The organism is Polymorphum gilvum SL003B-26A1, from assembly GCF_000192745.1.
Classification (GTDB): Bacteria; Pseudomonadota; Alphaproteobacteria; order Rhizobiales; family Stappiaceae; genus Polymorphum; species Polymorphum gilvum.
In genome coordinates this window covers 1,139,647-1,161,345 of record NC_015259.1, presented here as the reverse complement: position 1 = coordinate 1,161,345, position 21,699 = coordinate 1,139,647, and the positions used below count along the sequence as shown (strand labels likewise).

Genomic DNA, 21,699 nt, shown 5'->3' with positions numbered 1-21,699 from the left:
CCGGGGCCTGTGCCGGAGCAGCGCCCGGCCTGCGCTCGATCCTCGCCGGTCTCGGACGGACGCGGGGCAGAAAAATTTTCATAAACGTTAGTTACTCACGAGTAACTTATGTTGACAGGTGTTATTTTTCGCATACAGTCATTCACAAGCGGGCATTCAAGTCCCGGAGCGCCTATCCTTGGGCGTCCTGTGAACAAGCGACGGGGAGTGACATGAACCGCTGGGCCAATGCAGTACCGGACCGCGAACAGCAGCTGGAAAGCAAACGCAAGGCGATCATCCGCGAGGCCGCCAGGGTGTTCAGCCGCCGCGGCAGCCACGGCACGACGCTCGACGACGTCGCCGAGCGCCTCGGCGTGACCAAGACGGCGCTGTACCGCTACGTCCGCAACAAGAACGACCTTCTGTTCGCCTGCCACGAGGAGGCGATGGAGATCGCCCGGGAGGCACTGGACATCGGCGAGGCGGAAGGCCGTACCGGCCTGGAGAAGATCCAGATCGGCATGAAGGAATACCTGCGCGAGATGATCGGATCGATGGGCGTGCCCGTGCTGATCCTGGAGGAGAACGCCCTGACGGGAGAACGGGCGCAGAAGATCATCGCCCTGCGCGACGCCTTCGAAAAGCGCCTGCGCGGCCTGTTCGAGGAAGGCGTCCGGGACGGCAGCGTCGTGCCGCTCAACTCCAAGCTGGCGGTGTTCATGCTGCTCGGCGCGGTCCACTGGGTCACCAAGTGGTATTCGCCGGACGGCCCCTGGACCGCGGACGACGTCTCCGACGCCCTGATCGAAATGGCCACGCGAGGCCTTGCCGCCCACCCGGCGGAGGGCCTGCAGGCAAAGATCCACCACGTCACGCTGCCATTCGAGCGGCCATCGGAATAGCCTTAAGACCATCGGGAGGAAACCTTGGACTTCGAACTTACCCCTGACCAGAAAGCCCTGCAGGCCAACATCCGCGACTTCGCCCAGGCCGAGATCGCGCCGCACGCCGAACAGCTCGACCGCGACGGCGTGTTCCCGACCGACCTGTTCCACAGGCTCGGCGAGCTGGGGGTGATGTCGATTCCGTTTTCCGAGGATCTCGGCGGCATGGGCCTCGGCGTTTTCGACGCTGTCCTCGCCATCGAGGAAATCGCCCGCGCCGACCAGTCGCTCGCCGTCTCGGCCATGGTCTCCATGGCGACCGGCCTGACCGTCGCCCGCTTCGGCTCCGAGGAGCAGAAGCGCACCTGGCTCCCCGACATCGTGTCCGGCCGCAAGATCTGCTCCATCGCCGGCACCGAGCCGGACGCCGGCAGCGACACCGCCGGCTTCAAGACCCGCGCGGTCGAGGGCGCCGACGGCACCTGGACCCTGAACGGCGAGAAGGCCTATATCACCAATCCGGGCACCGACATCTCCTCCTTCACCATCATCCTCGCCGTGTCGAGCCCGAAGGAGGCCGAGAAGAAGCAGTACACCCTGTTCCTCGTGCCCAACGACACGCCCGGCTACAGCCGCGGCGAGAAGTACCGCAAGATGGGCTGGCGCTCCTCCGACACCCGCCCGCTCTATCTGGACGACTGCCGGGTGCCGGCTTCCGCCATCGTCGGCGGTGCGCACAAGGGCCGCTGGGTGCTGCACAAGGGCTACCAGGCCGCCCGCCTCTTCCTGTCCGCCTGCTCGCTCGGCCTCGCCCAGGCCAGCCTCGACCATTCCATCGCCTACGCCAAGACCCGCCAGGCCTTCGGCGGCAGCCTCGGCCGCCTGCAGCTGGTCCAGGAGATGATCGCCAAGATGGCGCTCAAGGTCGACAGCGCGCGTCTGGTCACTTACCGCGCCGCCTGGAAGGTCGACCAGGGCCAGGACGACCTGATGGCCCTGTCGATGGCCAAGCTGCACGCCACCGAGACCGGCTCGGAGGTCGCCAACATGGCGATCCAGGTCCACGGCGGCTGGGGCTTCATGGACGACTGCCCGGTGTCCCGCTACCTGCGCGACAACCGCATCTGCACCATCGGCGACGGCAGTTCGCAGATCCAGACGCTGCTGATTGCCCGCGAATGCGGGCTGGACGTAACGTTCCAGTAGCCCTTCCGCCCTTCCGACATTGTCCCAAGGCCGAGCAGGCGCCGCATGCGGCGCGCTGCACAGGAAAGCCATGTCCATGCACACGCCATCCGCCCCAGCGAAAGACGTGCTGTCCGCGGACCGCCTCTGCCTCCGCTTCGGCGCCGTCGAGGCGCTGAAGTCGGTGTCGCTGACCGTGAGGGAACGCGAGATCCACGCCGTCATCGGCCCGAACGGAGCCGGCAAGTCCAGCCTGCTCAACTGCTTGTCGGGCTTCTACAAACCGCAGTCGGGCGCCGTCCGCTTCAACGGCGCCGACATTTCAGCCCTGGTGCCGCACAAGCGCGCGGGCCTCGGCATCAGCCGGACCTTCCAGGGCATCCAGACCTATCCGTCGATGACCGCCAGGGAGAATATCCTGACCGGCTATCACCTGCGCATGAAGACCGGCCTGTTCTCGGCCCTGCTCTACTGGGGTCGGGTGCGCGCCGAGGAGGAGGCCTTCGCCCGGCGCGCCGAGGAGATCATCGACTTCCTCGAACTGGAGGAGCGCCGGCACGAGATCGTCGGCGACATGTCCTACGGCCTGCGCAAGCGCGTCGACCTCGGCCGGGCGCTCGCGCTCGACCCCAAGATCCTGATCATGGACGAGCCGATGGCCGGCATGAGCGCCGAGGAGAAGGGCGACCTCGCCCGCTTCATCCTCGACATCCGCGACGGCCTCGGCATCCCGGTCGTGCTCGTCGAGCACGACATGGAAGTCGTGATGGACATTTCCGACCGGATCACGGTGATCGACTTCGGTCAGGTCATCGCCTGCGGCACGCCGGCCGAGATCCGCACCAACGACGCGGTGATCGCCGCCTATCTGGGAGGTGCGCAGCAATGATCCCGACCCTCATGCGCGCCGAGCCGGTCGCCGCGGCGCGGCAATCCAACGGCCGCACCCTGCCGCAGATCCTGCGCGACAACGCGAAGGACTTCGCCACGCGGCCGGCCATCAAGTCAAAGCGCGCCGGCATCTGGCAGGCGAAGACCTGGGCCGACACCTTCACGCTGGTGCTGCGCGCCGCGCGCGGCCTCGCCGCCCTCGGCCTGCGGCGCGACGAGGTGCTCGCCCTCGTTTCGGAGAACATCGAGGAACAGCTCGTGCTCGAGCTGGCGGCGCTCGCCATCGGCGCGCGCACGGTCAGCGTCTATCCGGACGCCACCGCCGACGAGCTCGGCTACGTGCTGACCCATGCCCGCGCCGCCATGGTGCTCGGCGAGGACCAGGAACAGGTCGACAAGACCCTCGCCTGCCTGTCCGACGCGCCGGCGGTGCGCAAGGTGATCTACGTCGACGGCCGCGGCCTGTGGACCTACGGCGACGAGCGGCTGGTCTCCTTCGGCCAGATGCTGCGCGCCGGCGACGGCTTCGCCGAGGACGCCTGGGTGCTCGACGAACTCGCCAGGGGCCGCCAGGACGACGTCGCCGTCTACTGCTACACCTCGGGCACGACCGGCCGGCCGAAGGCGGCGATGCTGTCGCACGCCTTCATCCTCGACAACGCCTACCGTCTGATGGGCGCGCTCGAGATCCAGGACGGCGACAACTATCTCTCCTACATCTCGCCGGCCTGGGCGGCCGAGCAGTTCTTCGGCGTCGCCCTGCCGCTGCTCGCGCCGATGGTGGTGCATTTCGCCGAGAAGCCGGAGACGATCCAGAAGGACCTGCGCGAGATCGGCCCCGAGTTCCTGATGTTCACCCCGCGCCAGTGGGAGATGCAGGCCTCCGGCGTCGAGGCGCGCATGATGGACGCCAGGCCCTGGCAGCGCCGTCTCTACCAGTGGGGCCTCGAACAGGGCCGAGCGCGCGCCAGGGGTCGCGGCGGGCTGCTGTCGCGCGCCGTGCTGTGGCCGCTGGCCGACCAGTTGGTGCTGAAGGGCATCCGCGACGTCCTCGGCCTGACCCGCGCCCGCGCGGTGCTGTCCGGCGGCGCCGGCCTGTCGGCCGAACTGTTCGAGCGCTACCACGCCTTCGGCGTGCCGCTCGGCAACCTCTATGGCTCCAGCGAGCTCGGCCTGATCTCGACCCACCGGCCGGGGCGTAGCAATCCGCAGACCATGGGCGCGCTGATGCCTTCCGATCCGTCGATCACGGACCCGATGGAGGCCTTTGTCGCCGACGACGGCGAGTTGCGCCTCAAGGTGCTCGCCTTCTCCGGATACCTCGACGACGACGCCTCGACCGGGAAGATGGGCCGTGCCGACGAGGGCTACCGCACCGGCGACGCGGTGCGCGTCGACGAGGCCGGCGAACTGATCTTCCTCGACCGCATCAAGGACCTGCGCCGGCTGAGCAACGGCCAGGCCTATCCGCCGCAGTTCATCGAGAACCACTTGCGGGCTTCGCCGCTGATCCGCGACGCCATCGTCATCGGCGACGAGAACCACGACAGCGTCGTCGCCCTGGTCAACATCGACGCCGAGATCTGCGGCCGTTTCGCCGAGATGCACGGCCTCGCCTTCGGCACCTTCCCCGAACTCAGCCAGTTGCCGGCCGTGCGCGAGGAGATCGCCAGGGCGATCGGCCGGGTCAACGCCCTGGTCGATCCGAGCGCGCGCATCGTCGCCTTCGCCAACCTGCCCAAGGAACTGGACGCCGACGACAGCGAACTGACCCGCTCGCGCAAGCTGCGCCGCGAGCAGATCCATGCCCGCTACCAGGCGATGATCGACGCGCTCTACCGCGGCGAGGCCGTCCTGCGCACCGACATCGAGGTCAAGTACCAGGACGGCACCACGAGCGTGCTGTCGACGGCGGTCGCCCTGAACCGCGTGGGAGAGCCCGCATGATCAACTTGTTCCAGATCCTGATCGAAGGGTCGCTGGTCGGCCTGGTCTATGGCCTCGTCGCGATTTCCTTCGTCGTCATCTACCGCGCCTCGCGCATCATCAACCTGGCCCAGGGCGAAGTGCTGGTGTTCGGCGCGCTGTTCCTGTGGACCTTCACGCTCGGCGCGCAGGCCGCCGGCTACCCCCTGCCGCTGCCGGTCGGCATCGCGCTGACCGTGCTCGGCTGCGTCGGCTTCGGCCTGGTGCTGGAACGTTTCGTGTTCCGCCCGCTGATCGGCCAGTCGGCCTTCGCCATCTTCATGGCCAGCGTCGCCCTGCTGATCCTGCTGCGCGGCGTCGCCCAGTTCGTCTGGTCGGCCGAGACCCGTCCCGCGCCGACCATCCTGCCGGAGGGTGCGCTGCAGGTCGGGCCCTTCCTGATCAACACCGGCCTGCTGATCGGCGGCATCTTCACGCTGGCGCTGATGGTCGCCCTGCAGCTGTTCTTCACCCGCTCGCGCCACGGTCTCAGGCTCGCCGCCGTCGCCGAGGACCATTCGACCGCGCTGTCGCTCGGCATCTCGGTCCGCCAGGCGATCGCCGTCGCCTGGATCCTGGGGGCGGTGGTCGCCACCTTCGCCGCCATGGTGCTGCTGTCGGGACGGATCATCTCGCTGGAGGTCGCCCACATCGGCTTCAAGGCGCTTCCGGTCGCCCTGCTCGGCGGGCTGGAGTCGATCCGCGGCGCCCCGCTCGCCGGCGTCATGATCGGCGTCGGCGAGGCGCTCGCCATCGCCTATCTCGATCCGCTCACCAACGGCGCCGCCTCCGGCATCCTTCCCTACGTCGTGATGATCGCCGTTCTGCTGGTCCGTCCGCAGGGCCTGTTCGGCTGGAAGAAAATCGAAAGGCTCTGACCCATGCTTCCGACAGGAATCCATTTCGGCACCTATGCCGGCGAGGCGAAGATCCTCAAGACCCGCCGCGCCGGACTGTGGGCAGCGGCGCTCGTCGCCGGCCTCATCGCCCTGCCGCTCGCCTCCGGTCCCTACCTGCTCGGCGTGATGACCCACATGTTCATCACCCTGATGGCGGTCTACGGGCTCTACGTCACCGTCGGCATGGCCGGCCAGATCAACATCGCCCAGTCGGCCTTCGTCGGCATTGGTGCCTTCACCGCCGCCAAGCTGTCCGGATACGGCCTGCCCGTGTGGGTGATCGTGCCCGCCGCCGCGCTGGTCACCGGCGCGATCTCCGTGCTGTTCGCCCTGCCGGCAGCACGGGTCAAGGGCTTCTACCTCGCGCTCACCACCCTGGCAGCCCAGGTGATGTTCCCGATCGTCATCCTCGCCCTGCCGATGGACTGGCTCGGCGGCCTGGTCGGCCTGTCGGTCGAGCCGGTCCGCCTCGGCGGGCTGACCCTGACGACGCCGCTGCACTACTACTACTTCACCCTCGTCCTCGCCGCCGTGCTGACCGTCGCCGCCTTCAACCTGCAGCGCTCGCGCTTCGGCCGCTCGCTGATGGCAGTACGCGACAACGACGTCGTGGCCGAGGTCATGGGCATCCCCGTGTTCCGCACCAAGATCCTGGCCTTCTTCGCCGGCTCCCTGTTCGCCGGGGTGGCCGGCGCCTGCACCGCCTATGTGCTGCAGTTCGTCACCGTGTCGAGCTTCACGCTGTTCGCCTCGGTCTGGTACCTCGGCATGCTGATCGTCGGCGGCGCTCACAGCGCGCTTGGCGCCGTCCTCGGCGTGGTCTTCATCACCCTGGTGCAGGAAGGCCTGCACGGGGTCGCCAACAAGGTGGTGCAGGCCGGCGCGGCGACCAGCGGCGGCATGCTGTTCGCCCTGACCTCGATCGCCCTCGGCGGCTGCATCCTGATCGCCCTCATCTTCGAACCCCGCGGCCTCGCGCACCGCTGGCACGTGCTGCGCACCGCATTCCAGCTCTGGCCGTTCCCGCGCAGCTAGCGCACGGCCGCTCGCCCGACGGGACACCCGCGGGCCTTTCCAGGGAGGACTGACATGAGACTGAAATCGATGCTTCTGGCGGCGACGCTCGCCGCGGTGATGAGCCTGCCGGCAGCGGCCAAGGACTATGTCATCAGCGCCAGCGCCGACTATTCCGGCCCCTTCGCCGACGTCATGCCCAACGCCATGGCCGGCATCAACGCCGTCGCCGACTGGTGGAACAAGGCGGTCGGCGACAAGCTCGGCGTCAAGGCCCAGATCAAGATCTACGACATGCGCTATGACGCCGCCGTCGTCGCCAAGACCTGGCCGGCGATCCTGAGCGCCGACGCCCCGATCGCCCATCTCGGTTTCGGCACGCCCGACCTCGTGACGCTGATGAAGCGCCTGCCCAACGACAAGGTGCCGATGATCATGGGCACGGCCATGGTCGGCCTGGTCTGGGCGCCGGACGGCTGGCACTATTCGATCCGGCCGACCTACAGCCACGAGTTCGCCGGCCTGTTCGCCGACATCCAGGAAAAGAGCGGCAAGAAACTGCGCATTGGCGCCATCAGCACGCAGAACCAGGCCGGCTTCGTCGACCAGGTCAACGGCATCAAGAAGCTGGCCGAGACCTATCCGGACCGCTTCGAGGTCGTCGACGTCCAGTGGGCGGAGACCTCGCCGGTGTCCCTGTCCAGCAACCTGCGCGCCCTGTCGTCGGCCGGCGCCGAGATCCTGCTGATCGGCGGCACCACCGCCCAGGTCATCGCCGCCGCCAAGGCGATGGAGGAACTCGGCCTCTCGATCCCGATCGTCACGTCGACCCACAACGGCCTTTACGAGGTCGCCAAGGGCATCGACCTCGCCAAGCTGAACGGCTCCTACGCGGCCTTCTCCTTCGCCCCGCCCGCCAGGGCCGACCTGCCGCTGCGCGACGTCTTCGAGGCCAACAAGAAGGACGGCTCCTGGGGCCTGATCACCGCCCAGGCCGCCGCCCAGGCCCTGCTCGCCCTGCGCATGCTGGAAAAGGCGGTCGCCAAGGTCGGCGCCGACGAGGTCGACGGCGAGGCGATGCGCGCCGCCCTGCTCGACAACGTCTTCACCGAGGAGGAACTGCTCGGCGCGCTGCCGACGCTCGACTTCGACGACACCGCACCCTTCCCGATCGGCGACATCAAGGCGAGTGCGGAGATCGTCCAGGACGGCAAGATCGTTCCCGTCGGCGACGGCTGGATGAGCGTTCCGGCCCTGGAAAAATGGTAACGGCGTAACTTCGGGAGCAGGCCGATGGGATTGTCCTTGAGCAATGTCGACGTCGTCTATGGCGGCGTCATCCAGGTTCTCAGATCGACGAACCTGGAAGTTCCGGACGGGCAGATGGTGGTGCTGCTGGGTTCCAACGGCGCCGGCAAGACCACCACCCTGCGGGCCATCTCCGGCCTGCTCCACGCCGATCTCGGCGAGGTGACGGCCGGCCGGATCCTGTTCGACGGCGAGGACATCACCAACGGCGATCCGGCCACCATCTTCCGCAAAGGCATCGTGCAGGTGCTCGAGGGCCGCAAGGTCCTCGAGCACCTGACGGTGGAACAGAACCTGATGGTCGGGGCCCATGCCCGCTCCGACCATCGCGCCGTCAAGACCGACCTGGAGCGCATCTTCGGCTACTTCCCCCGCCTGCCCGCCCTGCTCAGGCGCACCGCCGGCTATCTGTCCGGCGGCGAGATGCAGATGCTGCTGATCGGCCGGGCGCTGATGGCGCGGCCGAAGCTGCTGATCCTCGACGAGCCGTCCATGGGTCTCGCCCCGATCCTGGTCGAGCAACTGTTCGAGATCATCGGCCGCATCAAGCGCGAGGAGGGCCTGACGGTGCTGCTGGTCGAGCAGAACGCACGCGCGGCGATCGCCCAGTGCGACTACGGCTACGTCATGGACGGCGGCCGCATCGTGCTGCACGGCAGCCGCGAGCAGCTGGAGAACAACCAGGACGTCCAGGAATTCTACCTCGGCTTCTCCGGCGCAGAGGAGCGGACCAGCTTCCGCGACATCAAGCACTACCGCCGCCGCAAGCGGTGGCTGGGATAGGGATCGCCATGAGCAGATTTGCGCGCATCCGCCGCGTCTATGCGCAGGCGGTCGAACGGGCGCCGGCGCTGGCCGCCCGCTTCGCCGCCGCCGGGCTGACGCCGGACGACCTGACCGACGCGGACGCCCTGACGCGCCTGCCGGTGCTGAAGAAGGAACGCCTTCTGGAACTGCAGGCCGCCGAGCCGCCCTTCGCCGGCTTCCTCGCCTGCGATCCGGTCGAACTCGGCCACATCTACGTCTCGCCGGGGCCGATCTTCGAGCCCTCGCTCGCCGACGACGGCACCGGCCACGGCATGAACATGATGTTCCAGAGCGCCGGCGTCGGCCCCGGTGACGTGGCGCTGAACACCTGGTCCTACCATCTGGTGCCCGCCGGCCTGCTGTTCGACAAAGGCCTGCAGGCGGTCGGCGCCACGGTCGTCCCGTCCGGCACCGGCAACACCGAACTGCAGGCGTCGCTGCTGCTGACCCTGAGGCCCAACGTCTTCCTCGGCAGCACCGCCTATTTCCAGACCCTGTGCGACCACCTGCGGGCGGCTGGCCACCGGCTGCCGGATGCCTGGGCGCTGAAACACGCCTTCCTCGGCGGCGAGTTCGGCGACTGGAGCGCCAAACGCGCGCGCATCGAGGCCGAACTCGGCCTCAAGACCTGGTCCTGCTACGCCACCGCGGATTTCGGCCTGATCGGCTACGAGACGCCGGGCGAGGCCGGCTATGCCATTCACGCCGACCGCTACGTGCAGATCTGCGATCCGCACACCGGCGCGCCGCTGCCGGAGGGCCAGCCCGGCGAGATCGTCGTCACCACGCTTGCCCGCGGCTGGCCGATGATCCGCTTCGGCACCGGCGACGCCGCCCGGGCGCTGGCGACCGCACAAGACGGCGGCGTGGCGCGCATCGGACCGCTCGAAGGCCGCGTCGGCGCAGCGGTGAAGGCCCGCGAGATCTTCGTCTATCCGGCCCATGTCGAGGCCCTGGCGAAACGCGTCGAGGGCATCCTGGAGGCTCGCGCGGCGGTCGAGCGCATCGACGGGCGCGAGTCGATCCTGCTCGAACTGCTGGCCGGGGCGGGGCACATCCCGCAGGCGCTCGAGCCGGCCGTGACCGATGCCTTCCGCCAGCTGACGCGGCTGAAGGCGGACCGGCTGCGCTGGGTCGGCGGCACGCAGGACTTCACCATCGACGCCAGCCTCGTCGACCGCAAGGACGTCTAGCCCGCCTCGACGATGCCGTCGGCGATCAGGGCCTCGATCTCGTCTTCCGAAAGCCCCCAGTCGCGCAAGGCTCCGGGCGTGTTCCGCGTGCCCTGCGCCGGCGACACGGCGACCGCACCCGGCGTGCGCGAAAAGCGCGGCACCGGCGCGTGCTGGGCGACGTCGTCGATCGTGACGATGGCGCCGCGCGCCGCCGCCTGCGGATGGCCGTCCGCCTCCTCCAGGCCCAGCACCGGGGTCACGCAGGCGTCGGTGGCGGCGAACAGATCGGCCCAGTGGTCCCGGTCGCGGGAGGCGAAGATCTCCTCCAGCCGCCGCGTGCAATGGGCTTCGTCGTCCTCCCGGCCCAACAGGAACCGCGGATCGTCGAGGAGGCCGAGCCCGTCCAGCAGCGCCGTGCGGAACGCCGGCTCGATCGCCCCGACCGCCACGAAACGGCCGTCGGCGCAGCGGTACTGGCGGTAGTAGTGGCGACCGCCGTCGAGCGTGCCGGTGCCGGCCGGTCCCGCCCAGGCGCCGGCGAGCCTGAGCGCCTTTGGCAATGCGCACAGGGCCGCCGCACCGTCGACGATGGCCGCATCGAGCACCTGACCCAGTCCCGACTGGCGCGCCTCGAGGATGCCGGCGAGCAACCCGAAGGCCATCATCAGCCCGCCGCCGCCCATGTCGCCGACCAGCGGCGGGATCGCGCGCGGCACCGTGCCGTCCTGGCCGAACAACGACAGGGCCCCGGACAGGCCGACATAGTTGAGGTCGTGGCCGGCCGTCAGCGCCAGCGGCCCGGTCTGCCCCCAGCCGGTCATGCGCGCATAGACGAGGCGCGGATTGGCGGCGAGGCACGGCTGCGGGCCGAGCCCCAGACGCTCCATCGTGCCGGGACGGTAGCCCTCGATCAGCGCGTCGGCCGCACCGACCAGCCGCAGCACCAGGTCCCGGCTCGCCGGTGCCTTCAGGTCGAGCCGCACCGCATGCCGGCCGCGGTTGAAGATCGCGTGGCGGCCCATCTCGTTGAAGTCGAGGCCGGGATCGGGCGGCGGATAGCCGCCGGGCCGGTCGATGCGCAGCACACGGGCACCGAGATCGGCGAGCAGCATGGCCGCGAAGGGCGCCGGACCGATGCCGGTGAATTCCACCACCGAGATGCCTGACAGCGGGCCCTGGCGCGCGCCGCCGTCAGCCATCCGCCAGCGCTCCGGCGAAGGCGATGGCGTAGAACTGGGCGGCGAGATCCTCCGCCGACGGGCTCGCCCCGCGGCGCCATTCCAGCGTCCAGTTCATCATGCCGATCAGCGCGTAGCGCAGGGCCGGCGGATCGACCTCCGCCCGGATCCGGCCGGCCGCGCGCGCCGCGGCGATCAACCCCGCCCACAGGTCCTCGTAGGTCGCGCGCACCTTGCGCAAGCGGTCCTTCACGTCGGGCGGCACATGGGCGTAGCAGCGGATATTGGCCGAGGCGTAGTCGCCCCGATCGTGCAGGGCCTTCAGATGCGCCGTCATCGCATGGCGGATGACCTCGACCGGATCGGTCCCCTCCGGCAGCGCGGCGATCGCCGCACGCACCCGGTCCTCGACCAGCGCGATGCCCTGCGACATCACCTCCTCGGCGAGTTCCTCCTTGGACGCGAAATGGTAGTACAGGCTGCCGGCCTTCATGCCGGTCGCGGTCGCGATGTCGCGCAGCGAGGTCGACGCGTAGCCGCGCTCCCGGAACAGCCGGGCCGCATGGTCGAGGATCGTCCTGCGGGTCCGCTCCTGAATCGAGCCCTTGCCAGAGGATTTCGATTTCTCGTTGTTTTTCATGTCCATCGCATCGCTCGCACCGCCCGCCCAATCGGGACTCTACCGGAAGGATCCGCCTCCGCAAGACCGCCGGCCGATCCGTTGTCGCGTTTGCGGGGTTGCTTTTCCGGGTTCGATATTCTAACAAACGTTAGATTGAAAAATCGACCGAGTCAATTCGGCACCCGGTAAAGGGCAGGCGTATGGCCATATTGAGAACCAAGTGCGATCCCGCGGATCCGGTCTATCAGGACAACCGGCGCGCCTATCAGGCGCTGCTCGACGACCTCTACCGCAAGTACGAATGGGCGCTCGGCGGCGGCGGCGCCAGGATGATCGGCCGCCACCACGCCCGCGGCAAGATCCTGGTCCGCGACCGCATCGACCTGCTGGTCGACCCGCTGACGCCGTTCATGGAGCTGTCGCCGCTCGCCGCCTGGGGTCTCTACGACAACGAGGTGCCGTCGGCCGGCATCGTCACCGGCATCGGCACCATCCGTGGGGTGACCTGCGTCATCATCGCCAACGACGCCACCGTGAAAGGCGGCTCGTTCTTCCGCGAGACCGTGCGCAAACACATCCGCGCCCAGGACATCGCGCTCGAGAATCGCCTGCCGGTCGTCTACCTGGTCGACTGCGGCGGCGCCAACCTGAAGAACCTCGAGGACGTGTTCCCCGACCAGGAGCACTTCGGCGGCACTTTCTACCGCCAGTGCCGCATGTCGGCCGAAGGCCTGCCGCAGATCGCCGCCGTGTTCGGCGAATGCACCGCCGGCGGCGCCTACATACCCGCGCTTGCCGACGAGTTCGTCATGGTCGCCGGGAACGCCTCGATCCATCTCGGCGGCCCGCAGATCGTGCGCGCGGCGATCCGCGAGACGGTCGACCGCGACACGCTCGGCGGCGCGCTGATGCACTCGACCGTCTCCGGCGTCTCGGACTACTGCGCCGCCGACGAGCGCGAGGCGATCGCCCGGCTGCGCGACATGGTCGGCGCACTGAACTATCCGCAGCCGCTCGCCGGCGACATCCGCATCCCGCGCGCGCCGCTCTACGACCCGGCGGAGCTGCCCGGCATCGTCGGCACCGACCTGTCGCGCCCGCTCGACCAGCGCGAGATCATCGCCCGCATCGTCGACGGCAGCGAGTTCCACGAGTTCAAGCCCCAGTTCGCCACCACCATCGTCTGCGGCTTCGCCCACATCGAGGGCCTGCCGGTCGGCATCGTCGCCAACAACGGCGTGCTGTTCTCCGAAACCACGCTGAAGGCGGTGCATTTCATCGAACTGTGCGACCAGCGCGGCGTGCCGCTGCTGTTCCTGCAGAACACCACGGGCTTCATGGTCGGTTCGGACGCCGAGCGCGGCGGCATCTCCAAGCATTCCGCCAAGCTGGTCTATGCCGTCTCCAACACCCGCGTGCCGCGCTACACCCTGGTCACCGGCGGCTCCTACGGCGCGGGCAACTACGGCATGAGCGGGCGCGGCTTCCGGCCGCGCTTCATGTTCATGTGGCCGAACGCCCGCCTCGGCGGCATGAATCCGGACGTAGGCTCCTCGGTGCTGATGGACCTGCGCCGCGCCAGCATCTCGCGCCATCCGGCGACAGAGGAGGAACTGGCCGCCTACGAGGCCGAGCTGCGCGCCATGTTCGAGACCAAGTCGGACCCCTACTACTGCACGGCGCGTATCTGGGACGACGGCATCATCGATCCGCGCGACACCCGCAAGGTCCTCGCCCTGTGCCTGGCGACCGGGGCGATGCGTCCCGAGATCCCCGGCAATCGTCCCGTTTACCGGATGTGAGGTCGCCATGACGGTCCTGTTCAATGCCCCGCGCCCGATCCGCAGCGTGCTCGTCGCCAACCGTGGCGAGATCGCCTGCCGGGTGATGCGCACCTGCCGCCGCCTCGGCCTGCGCACCGTCGCGGTCCATTCCGACGCCGACGCCGACGCCTTGCATGTGCGCAGCGCCGACGACAGCCACCGCATCGGTGCCGGCCCCGCCACCGAGAGCTATCTCGACATGGACGCCGTGCTCGCCGCCGCGCGGGCGAGCGGCGCCGACGCGATCCATCCCGGCTACGGCTTCCTGTCCGAAAACGCCGCCTTCGCGCGCCGCTGCGAGGAAGCGGGCATCGTCTTCATCGGCCCGACGCCCGACGCCGTCGCGGCCATGGGCTCCAAGATCGAGGCCAAGCGCATCGCGGTCGAGGCTGGCGTGCCGACCGTGCCCGGCTATCACGGCGACGACCAGGACCCGGTCCGGCTGGCCGCCGAGGCGGAGCGCATCGGCTATCCCGTGCTGATCAAGGCCTCGGCCGGCGGCGGCGGCCGCGGCATGCGGCTGGTCGAACGACCGCAGGACTTTGCCGCCGCCCTCGAGACCGCCAGGACCGAGGCCCGCTCGGCCTTCGGCGACGACAGCGTCCTGCTGGAACGCTACATCGCCAACCCGCGGCACCTGGAGGTCCAGCTCGTCGGCGACAGCCACGGCAACCTGGTGCACCTGTTCGAGCGCGACTGTTCGGTCCAGCGTAACAACCAGAAGGTTCTCGAGGAGGCCCCGGCGCCGAACCTTCCCGGCGCGGTGCGCGCGCGGCTGCACGACACCGCCCTGAAGCTTGGCCGCGCGATCGGCTACCGCTCCGCCGGCACGGTCGAGTTCATCATGGAGGCTGGCGGCAGCGAGCCGTATTTCCTCGAGATGAACACCCGCCTGCAGGTCGAGCACCCGGTCACCGAGGCGATCACCGGCATCGACCTGGTCGAATGGCAGCTGCTCGTCGCCGCCGGACTGCCTCTGCCGCTTGACCAGGACGCCATCCGCGCCGTCGGCCACGCCATCGAGGCGCGCGTCGCCGCCGAACGGCCCGAGGCCTCGTTCCAGCCCTCCATCGGTCGCATCGCCGCGCTCCAGGCGCCGGTCGGCCTGCGCTTCGACACCGGCGTCGAGGGCGGCTCGCAGGTGACGCCCTTCTACGACAGCATGCTTGCCAAGCTGATCGCCCACGGGCCGGACCGCAGCGCCGCGCGCGACCGGCTGGAACAGGGCCTGTCGGAGCTGTCCGTGCTGGGTCTGGCCACCAACCAGGCCTTCCTGCGCGACTGCGTCGCCCGGCCCGCCTTTGCCGAGGGCCGCGCCACCACCCGCTTCCTCGTCGAGAACTTTCCGGACGGCTGGAAGCCCCAGGGCGTCGACCGTTTGCGCGCTCTCGCCGCCGCGATCTGGGCAACCCGCCTGCCCGCCGCCCAAAGTCCCTGGCAGGAGCGCGGCGGTTTCCGCGTCACCGGCGCCCGCCGGCCCGCCTCCGTCGAGCTGGAGCTCTCCGACGACCACGGCACCGCCTCCGCGCGCCTGACGCTCGGCCCCGACGGCTTCGCGCTGCGCATCGACGACCGGGACATCGTGCTCGGCCCGCTCGACCTCGGCTCCGGCCCAGTCGAGGTCGGCGGCGCCCCGGTCGCCTTCCGCTGCGCGGACGACGTCGTCCACCTGTCGCACCGCGGCCTTGCCGCCTCCGTGCGCCTGCGCCCGGCCATCGACGTCGACCGCAGCGCGACGCTGTCCGCCGCCAGCGACGGCACCGTCGTCGCCCCGCTCCACGGCCTGGTCACGGACATCTCCGTCTCCGCCGGCGAGCGCGTCGAAAAGGGCCGGCCGCTGATGAAGATGGAGGCAATGAAACTGGTCCACACGCTCGTCGCGCCCATCGACGGCACCGTCGCGGCGCTGCGCTGCGCGGTCGGCGACACCGTGCCGGCCGACCACCACCTGATCGAGATTGCACCACTTGGGGAGGAATGACCGATGGCAGGACTTTGGTTCGAGGACTTCCGGGACGGCATGGTGTTCGACCATGAATGGACCCGCACCATCACCGAGACCGACAATCGCTGGTTCTCGCTGCTGACCATGAACACCCAGCCGGTCCACATCGACGCCCACGCGGCGGCGAAGAGCGTCTGGGGCCGGCCGCTGGTCAACAGCCTGCTGACCCTCGGCCTGATGGTCGGCATGTCGGTCAACGACACCACCTTCGGCACCACCATCGCCAATCTCGGCATGACCAACGTGGCCTTCCCGCACCCGCTGTTCGAGGGCGACACGATCAGGATCCGCACCACCGTGCTCGGCAAGCGGCCGAGCAGGTCGCGCCCCGGCGAGGGCATCGTCACCCTGCGCCACGAGGCCTTCAACCAGGACGGCGTGCTGTGCGGCACCTGCGAGCGCGCTGCGCTGATGCGCATGCGCCCCGCCGCCAACGACCCCGCCGCCGGCAACGCCGCCGCCTGATGCGCTCGCTGCTGTTCGTGCCGGGCGTCTCGGCAAAGATGATGGCGAAGGCAGCCGACTGCGCCGCCGACGTCGTCATCCTCGACCTGGAGGACGCCGTCCAGCCGCAGGCCAAGGCCGAAGCGCGTGCGCTCGTCGCCGGCCACCTCGCCGCCCGCCCGGCCGATCGGCGACCGGACGGGCCGCGGATCGCCGTGCGCGTCAACGGCCTCGACACGCCGTGGTGCGCCGCGGACGTCGCCGCCGTCGTCCCGCATGCGCCCGATCTGCTGATGCTGCCCAAGGCGACCGGACCGCAGGACGTCGCCCGCCTCGCCGGCCTGCTCGCGCCGTTCGAATCCGACCCGGGCCGCACCGGCATCCTGGTCGTGGCGACCGAGACCGCCGAGGCGACCGTCTCCCTGCTGACCCGCTCCTGGGCGCATCCGCGCCTCAGGGGGCTGCTGTGGGGCGGCGAGGATCTCTCCGTCGACCTTGGCGCAACCGCCAACCGCGACGAGGCCGGCGCCTATACCGAACCGTTCCGCATGGCGCGCAATTTCTGCCTCTATGGCGCACGGCTTGCCGGCGTGCCCGCCATCGACGCCGTCTACACCGACTTTCGTGACACCGGCGGGCTGCGCCGGGAAACAGAGGCCGCCCGCCGCGACGGCTTCGCCGCCAAGGCTGCCATCCATCCGGCCCAGATCGGCGCCATCAACGCCGTCTTCACCCCGGCCGAGGCTGATCTGGCCTGGGCGCGGGCCGTGGTCGACGCCCTGGCGGTCTCCTCGACCGGCGTCGCCGTGGTCGACGGCCAGATGGTCGACGCGCCGCATCTGGCCCGCGCGCGGCGCCTCCTGGACGCCGCGCGGTGAGATCAGACCGCGGAAATGCCGCCGTTGATGCTGATCGTCTGGCCGGTCAGGCGGGCCGCCGCAGGGCTCGCCAGGAACACCACCATCGCGGCCAGGTCCTCGGGCTCGACGATGCCGAGCGAGGCCATCGTCTCGGCCTTGCCGAACAGCCTGTTGCAGAACGGATCGGCCATCAGCGTGTCGTAGAGCGGCGTGCCGCGCACGATGCTCGGCGTCAGGCAGTTGACGCGGATACCGTTGCGCTTGGCCTCGTTGGCCATGCCTCGGCAGAACATGACGATGGCCGCCATGGCCGCGCCGATCGCCGTCTCGCCCGGCGTCGCGACCTTGGCCGCGTCGGAGGCGAGGCAGATCACCGCGCCGCCGCCCTGCCGGCTCATGTGCGGCAGAACCGCCCGCGCCGGATGGATGATGCCGGCGACGATCGAAGAAATCGTCGGCATCAGCTCGGCCGTCGGGATCTGGTGCAACAGCCGCGGCATCGGATCGCCGCCGCCGCTGCTGAGCAGGATGTCGATCGAACCGAGCCGCTCCGCCGTCGCCTCGGCCAGCGCATCCGCCTCCTCCGCATGCACCGCGTTGCATTGCAGATAGTGGATCTCCGCCCCGGGAAAGCGCTCCGCCAGACGCGCGCGTGCGGCAAGGCCGCGCCCAGGCGACCGCCCGGAAATCACCAGCCGCCTCAGCCCCGCCTCGAGCAGCGCCTGCGCACCGGCATGTCCGATGCCCGCCGTGCCGCCGACCACAAGCGCCGATGCCGACGCGATGTCCACCGTCCTTCTCATTTCCACCAAGCCCTCCCAAAAGAAATTGCCTCATGAAACTTTAAATAAATAATCGGATTTATCAACAAAAAATACTTTATATTGTAAATATAAAAATTTACGATACTTGATTAATACTTCAAGTGCTATCAGAATTGCAAGTTAAGTCCGAGTTCCCGCCTTCCTTGACATGAGCCGAGCCCCTTAGGCCGTCTCGCGGTGGATCTGGACCGGCGCCCACGACGGGCCCACCGGCATCCCTCCAGGCTGTTGCGGGTGACAGGAGGCAGCAGGCTCGCGACCCGGCGCATGGTGTTGGCGATACGGTCCGGCTGGATCGCGTTGGCGCCGCCTTGGAGCGCATCATCTGAGCGCGTCAGGCCGGCCGGTTGCCGCCGGCGCGCAGCCGGGTGAAGTCGCTCTCGCACCCGCCCGGCTCGATCGAGGTCACGCGCACACCCGTGCCGTGCAGGTCGCTGCGCAGGCCGAGCGAGAACCGGCGCCCGCTCAGACGCTCATCGTCGCCCGAACGGCCGCCTTCCAGGCGTCGTATTTGCGCGCCCTGACATCGCCCGCCAGGCGCGGCTCGAAGCGTCGCTCGACCGCCCAGCTGCCGGCGAAGGTCTCCTGGTCCGGATAGACGCCGGCGCGCATGCCGGCGAGCCAGGCCGCGCCCAGCGCGGTCGTCTCCAGCACTCGCGGCCGGTCGACCGGCGCGCCGAGGATGTCGGACAGGAACTGCATCGCCCAGTCGCTGGCGCTCATGCCGCCGTCGACGCGCAGCACGCCGCCACCGGCGCCCGACGGCCAGTCGACCAGCATGGCCTCCAGCAGGTCGCGGGTCTGGAAGCCGACGCTTTCCAGCGCCGCGCGGGCGAATTCCGCCGGTCCGGAATTGCGCGTCAACCCGAAGATGGCCCCGCGGCTCTCCGCGCTCCAGTAGGGCGCGCCGAGGCCGGTAAAGGCCGGCACCAGGATCAACGACTGTCTTGGGTCGGCGCTTTCCGCCAGCGCCTGGGTCTCGTCCGCCGCACGGATGATCTTCAGCCCGTCGCGCAGCCATTGCACCACGGCTCCGGCGATGAAGATCGAGCCTTCAAGCGCGTAGGTCGGCTTGCCGTCGAACTGGTAGGCGATGGTGGTCAGCAGCCGGCTCTTCGAGGCCACCGGCGTGTCGCCGGTGTTGAGCAGCGCAAAGCAGCCGGTGCCGTAGGTCGACTTCATCATCCCGGGCGAGAAGCAGGCCTGGCCGATGGTGGCCGCCTGCTGGTCGCCGGCGACGCCGAGGATCGGGATCTCTCGGCCGAACAGGTCGGCGCGCGTGCGCCCGAACTCGGCGGCACAATCGCGCACCTCCGGCAGCATCGCCATGGGAATGTCGAGCAGCTCGCACATGGTCCGGCTCCAGCGCCCCTTGCGGATGTCGTAGAGCAGCGTGCGCGCCGCGTTGGTGGCGTCGGTCGCATGCACCGCGCCGCCGGTCAGCTTCCAGATCAGGAAGCTGTCGACCGTGCCGAACAGGAGTTCGCCGCGCTTGGCGCGCTCCCGCGCGCCCTCGACGCTGTCCAGGATCCATTTCAGCTTGGTGCCGGAGAAATAAGGATCGAGCAGCAGCCCCGTGCGCTCGCTGACCGTCGCCTCGTGGCCGGCCTCGCGCAAGTCCCGGCACAGACCCGCCGTGCGCCGGTCCTGCCAGACGATCGCCCGGTGGATCGGCTGGCCGGTCGCCCGGTCCCACACCAGCGTCGTCTCGCGCTGGTTGGTGATGCCGATCGCCGCGATGTCGGCGCCGCTCGCCCCGACCCGCTCTATCGCCGCGCGGCACGAGCCGGCCGTAGACGACCAAAGGTCGGCGGGATCGTGCTCGACCCAGCCGCTCGCCGGATAGTGCTGGGGGAATTCCTCCTGGGCGATCGATGCGATCGCCATCGTCTCGTCGAACAGGATGGCGCGGCTGGAGGTGGTGCCCTGGTCGATGGCGAGGATGTGGGTCATCGGCAAATGGTCCGTGCGGCTATCGGGGAAAGCGGACGCGTGTCCAGCGGACTATAGACCGGAAGCGGCGGCGCGGTCTGCCCCGGCTCCCGCCGCACTGCCGGTCATGAAGGCGTCCAGCGCGGCGATCGCGTCCGCGGACAGGCGCAGGCCGAGCTTCGACCGCCGCCAGACGACATCCTCTGCGCGGCGCGCGAACTCGCGCTCCATCAGCCAACGCACCTCGCGCTCCGTCAGCGATGCCCCGAACGGTCGACCGAGATCGGCATCGCTTCTGGCGTCGCCCAGCATGTCGGCAGCCTCCGTGCCGTAGGCACGCACCAGGCGGCGCGCCCAGGCGGCATCCAGGAACGGATAGGCCGCCTGCAGCTCCGCGATCAGCTCCGCCACCCCGTCGACCGGGAAGTCGCCGCCCGGAAGTGCCACACCCGCGGTCCAGGGACCCGGGACTGCGTCGAAGAACGGCGCGATCTTGTCGAGCGCGGATTCCGCCAGCCGCCGATAGGTGGTGATCTTGCCGCCGAACACGGTGAGCAGCGGCGCGCCGGCCGCCGTGTCTACGCTCAGCACGTAGTCCCGTGTCGCGGCCGTCGCCGAGGATGCGCCGTCGTCGTAGAGCGGCCGGACGCCCGAATAGGTCCACACCACGTCGTCGGCGGTGACCGGCGTGCGGAAATAGGCCGATGCGAAGCGGAGCAGGTAGTCGCGCTCCTCGGGCGTGCACTCGGGCCTGACGGAAGCGTCCGTGTGGTCGGCGTCCGTCGTGCCGATCAGCGTGAAATCGGTCTCGTAGGGAATGGCGAAGATGATCCGCCCGTCCTCGCCCTGGAAGAAGTAGCACTTGTCGTGGTCGTAGAGCCGGCGCGTGACGATGTGGCTGCCGCGCACCAGCCGCACGCCCTCGCCGGTGTCGATGCCAAGCGTGCCGCGCAGCACCTGTTCCACCCAGGGGCCGGCGGCATTGACCGCCATGCGCGCGCGCCGCGTCGCCGTCTCGCCCGTGTCGGCGTCGCGCAGGACGAGCGTCCACAGCCCGTCCTCGACGCGTGCCGAGACGACTTCGGTGCGCACCAGGATCTCCGCCCCGCATGCGGCCGCGTCGCGGGCGTTGAGCACGACGAGGCGCGAATCCTCCACCCAGCAGTCGGAATATTCGTAGGCATGCGAGAATCGGTCCTGCAGCGGCGCCCCGGCCGGATCGCGGGCAAGGTCGACCGTCGCGGTACCCGGCAGGATCCTGCGCCCGCCGAGATGGTCGTAGAGGAACAGGCCGAGCCGGATCAGCCAGGCCGGGCGGCGGCCCTTCATCCAGGGCATGACGACGCCGAGCAGCCGCGACGTCGGCGTCTCGGCCTCGAACCGCATGTCCTTGTGATAGGGCAGCACGAAGCGCATCGGCCAGCTGATGTGCGGCATGGCGGCGAGCAGAACCTCGCGCTCGATCAATGCCTCGCGCACGAGGCGGAACTCGAAATATTCCAGATAGCGCAGGCCGCCGTGGAACAGCTTGGTCGAGGCCGACGAGGTCGCCGAGGCGAGATCGCCCTGCTCCGCCAGCGCGACCGAAAGCCCGCGCCCGGCGGCGTCGCGCGCGATGCCGCAGCCGTTGATGCCGCCGCCGATAACGAACAGATCGACCGGCACGTCGTCGTTGGAACCCCGTGTCACCTGCCACCTCCGTACCCGGCGCATGCGAACTCAAACGAACCATACGATACGCCCTTCGTCAATTGACGAATTTCGTTTGATTTCGTTTATGATCGAATTCTGTTCCGACGGCATGTCAGTCGCGGGGCCGGCCCAGGATCGCACCGCATCCCGCCCGCCGGGGGTTTCGTTTCCGTTCGGTTCCCGCGGGCGCTTGCAAAACCGAACCCGAC

18 protein-coding genes are annotated in these 21,699 nt (G+C 69.2%); 13 read left to right on the top strand and 5 right to left on the bottom strand.

Annotated features, from left to right (window positions below):
• The first annotated feature begins 212 nt into the window (after window positions 1–212).
• The 9 genes from SL003B_RS05470 to SL003B_RS05430 all read left to right on the top strand — a co-directional run bounded on the left by SL003B_RS05470 (window position 213) and on the right by SL003B_RS05430 (window position 10,128).
• Window positions 213–884 carry a TetR/AcrR family transcriptional regulator gene (locus SL003B_RS05470; RefSeq protein ID WP_013651827.1) on the top strand — a complete coding sequence of 224 codons (672 nt, stop codon included), beginning with the start codon at window positions 213–215 and terminating at the stop codon, window positions 882–884.
• A gap of 24 nt (window positions 885–908) precedes the next feature.
• Window positions 909–2,072 (top strand): acyl-CoA dehydrogenase family protein, encoded by a 1,164-nt coding sequence (locus tag SL003B_RS05465; RefSeq protein WP_013651826.1) that lies wholly within the window; start codon window positions 909–911, stop codon window positions 2,070–2,072.
• 76 nt (window positions 2,073–2,148) lie between these two features.
• Entirely contained in the window at window positions 2,149–2,940 is a 792-nt protein-coding gene (locus SL003B_RS05460) for an ABC transporter ATP-binding protein (RefSeq protein ID WP_013651825.1), read from the top strand.
• Complete coding sequence (locus tag SL003B_RS05455; RefSeq protein WP_013651824.1) at window positions 2,937–4,889, top strand: AMP-dependent synthetase/ligase; 1,953 nt, start codon at window positions 2,937–2,939, stop codon at window positions 4,887–4,889. The genes SL003B_RS05460 and SL003B_RS05455 overlap by 4 nt, the downstream gene beginning before the upstream one ends.
• Complete coding sequence (locus SL003B_RS05450; protein ID WP_013651823.1) at window positions 4,886–5,785, top strand: branched-chain amino acid ABC transporter permease; 900 nt, start codon at window positions 4,886–4,888, stop codon at window positions 5,783–5,785. Before SL003B_RS05455 ends, SL003B_RS05450 begins: the two co-directional genes overlap by 4 nt.
• Window positions 5,786–5,788: 3 nt before the next feature.
• The gene (locus SL003B_RS05445; RefSeq protein WP_013651822.1) at window positions 5,789–6,841 is read left to right on the top strand and encodes a branched-chain amino acid ABC transporter permease; all 1,053 of its coding nucleotides are present in this window, start codon (window positions 5,789–5,791) and stop codon (window positions 6,839–6,841) included.
• Between the two features lie 54 nt (window positions 6,842–6,895).
• Window positions 6,896–8,089, top strand: coding sequence for an ABC transporter substrate-binding protein (locus SL003B_RS05440; RefSeq protein WP_013651821.1), 1,194 nt, complete (start codon window positions 6,896–6,898; stop codon window positions 8,087–8,089).
• Between the two features lie 24 nt (window positions 8,090–8,113).
• Window positions 8,114–8,911 (top strand): ABC transporter ATP-binding protein, encoded by a 798-nt coding sequence (locus SL003B_RS05435; protein WP_013651820.1) that lies wholly within the window; start codon window positions 8,114–8,116, stop codon window positions 8,909–8,911.
• An 8-nt stretch (window positions 8,912–8,919) separates the two neighbouring features.
• The gene (locus SL003B_RS05430; protein WP_013651819.1) at window positions 8,920–10,128 is read left to right on the top strand and encodes a phenylacetate--CoA ligase family protein; all 1,209 of its coding nucleotides are present in this window, start codon (window positions 8,920–8,922) and stop codon (window positions 10,126–10,128) included.
• On the opposite strand, the gene SL003B_RS05425 is transcribed toward SL003B_RS05430, so the two are convergent.
• On the bottom strand, window positions 10,125–11,309 hold the full coding sequence (locus tag SL003B_RS05425; protein WP_013651818.1) for a CaiB/BaiF CoA transferase family protein: 1,185 nt from the start codon (window positions 11,307–11,309) through the stop codon (window positions 10,125–10,127). The two genes, SL003B_RS05430 and SL003B_RS05425, sit on opposite strands and share 4 nt — an antisense overlap.
• The gene (locus tag SL003B_RS05420; protein WP_013651817.1) at window positions 11,302–11,934 is read right to left on the bottom strand and encodes a TetR/AcrR family transcriptional regulator; all 633 of its coding nucleotides are present in this window, start codon (window positions 11,932–11,934) and stop codon (window positions 11,302–11,304) included. Before SL003B_RS05420 ends, SL003B_RS05425 begins: the two co-directional genes overlap by 8 nt.
• A gap of 176 nt (window positions 11,935–12,110) precedes the next feature.
• Between SL003B_RS05420 and SL003B_RS05415 the strand changes: the two genes are divergently transcribed.
• From SL003B_RS05415 to SL003B_RS05400, 4 genes are read left to right on the top strand one after another with little or no spacing between them, the layout of a single operon-like run.
• Window positions 12,111–13,712, top strand: coding sequence for an acyl-CoA carboxylase subunit beta (locus tag SL003B_RS05415; protein ID WP_013651816.1), 1,602 nt, complete (start codon window positions 12,111–12,113; stop codon window positions 13,710–13,712).
• A 7-nt stretch (window positions 13,713–13,719) separates the two neighbouring features.
• Window positions 13,720–15,714: an acetyl/propionyl/methylcrotonyl-CoA carboxylase subunit alpha gene (locus SL003B_RS05410; RefSeq protein WP_013651815.1), complete on the top strand. Its 1,995-nt coding sequence runs from the start codon at window positions 13,720–13,722 to the stop codon at window positions 15,712–15,714.
• A gap of 3 nt (window positions 15,715–15,717) precedes the next feature.
• Complete coding sequence (locus tag SL003B_RS05405; protein ID WP_013651814.1) at window positions 15,718–16,203, top strand: MaoC family dehydratase; 486 nt, start codon at window positions 15,718–15,720, stop codon at window positions 16,201–16,203.
• Window positions 16,203–17,060, top strand: coding sequence for an HpcH/HpaI aldolase/citrate lyase family protein (locus tag SL003B_RS05400; protein WP_013651813.1), 858 nt, complete (start codon window positions 16,203–16,205; stop codon window positions 17,058–17,060). Before SL003B_RS05405 ends, SL003B_RS05400 begins: the two co-directional genes overlap by 1 nt.
• Before the next feature lie 2 nt (window positions 17,061–17,062).
• Here SL003B_RS05400 and SL003B_RS05395 read toward each other — a convergent pair whose 3' ends face one another.
• From SL003B_RS05395 to glpD, 3 genes are all read right to left on the bottom strand, one after another.
• Window positions 17,063–17,845 carry an SDR family NAD(P)-dependent oxidoreductase gene (locus tag SL003B_RS05395; protein WP_041375391.1) on the bottom strand — a complete coding sequence of 261 codons (783 nt, stop codon included), beginning with the start codon at window positions 17,843–17,845 and terminating at the stop codon, window positions 17,063–17,065.
• 486 nt (window positions 17,846–18,331) lie between these two features.
• A complete protein-coding gene (gene glpK, locus SL003B_RS05390) occupies window positions 18,332–19,819 on the bottom strand; it encodes a glycerol kinase GlpK (protein WP_013651811.1) in 1,488 nt (495 codons plus the stop codon).
• Between the two features lie 51 nt (window positions 19,820–19,870).
• On the bottom strand, window positions 19,871–21,511 hold the full coding sequence (gene glpD, locus SL003B_RS05385; RefSeq protein ID WP_049792550.1) for a glycerol-3-phosphate dehydrogenase: 1,641 nt from the start codon (window positions 21,509–21,511) through the stop codon (window positions 19,871–19,873).
• Window positions 21,512–21,699: the final 188 nt, after the last annotated feature.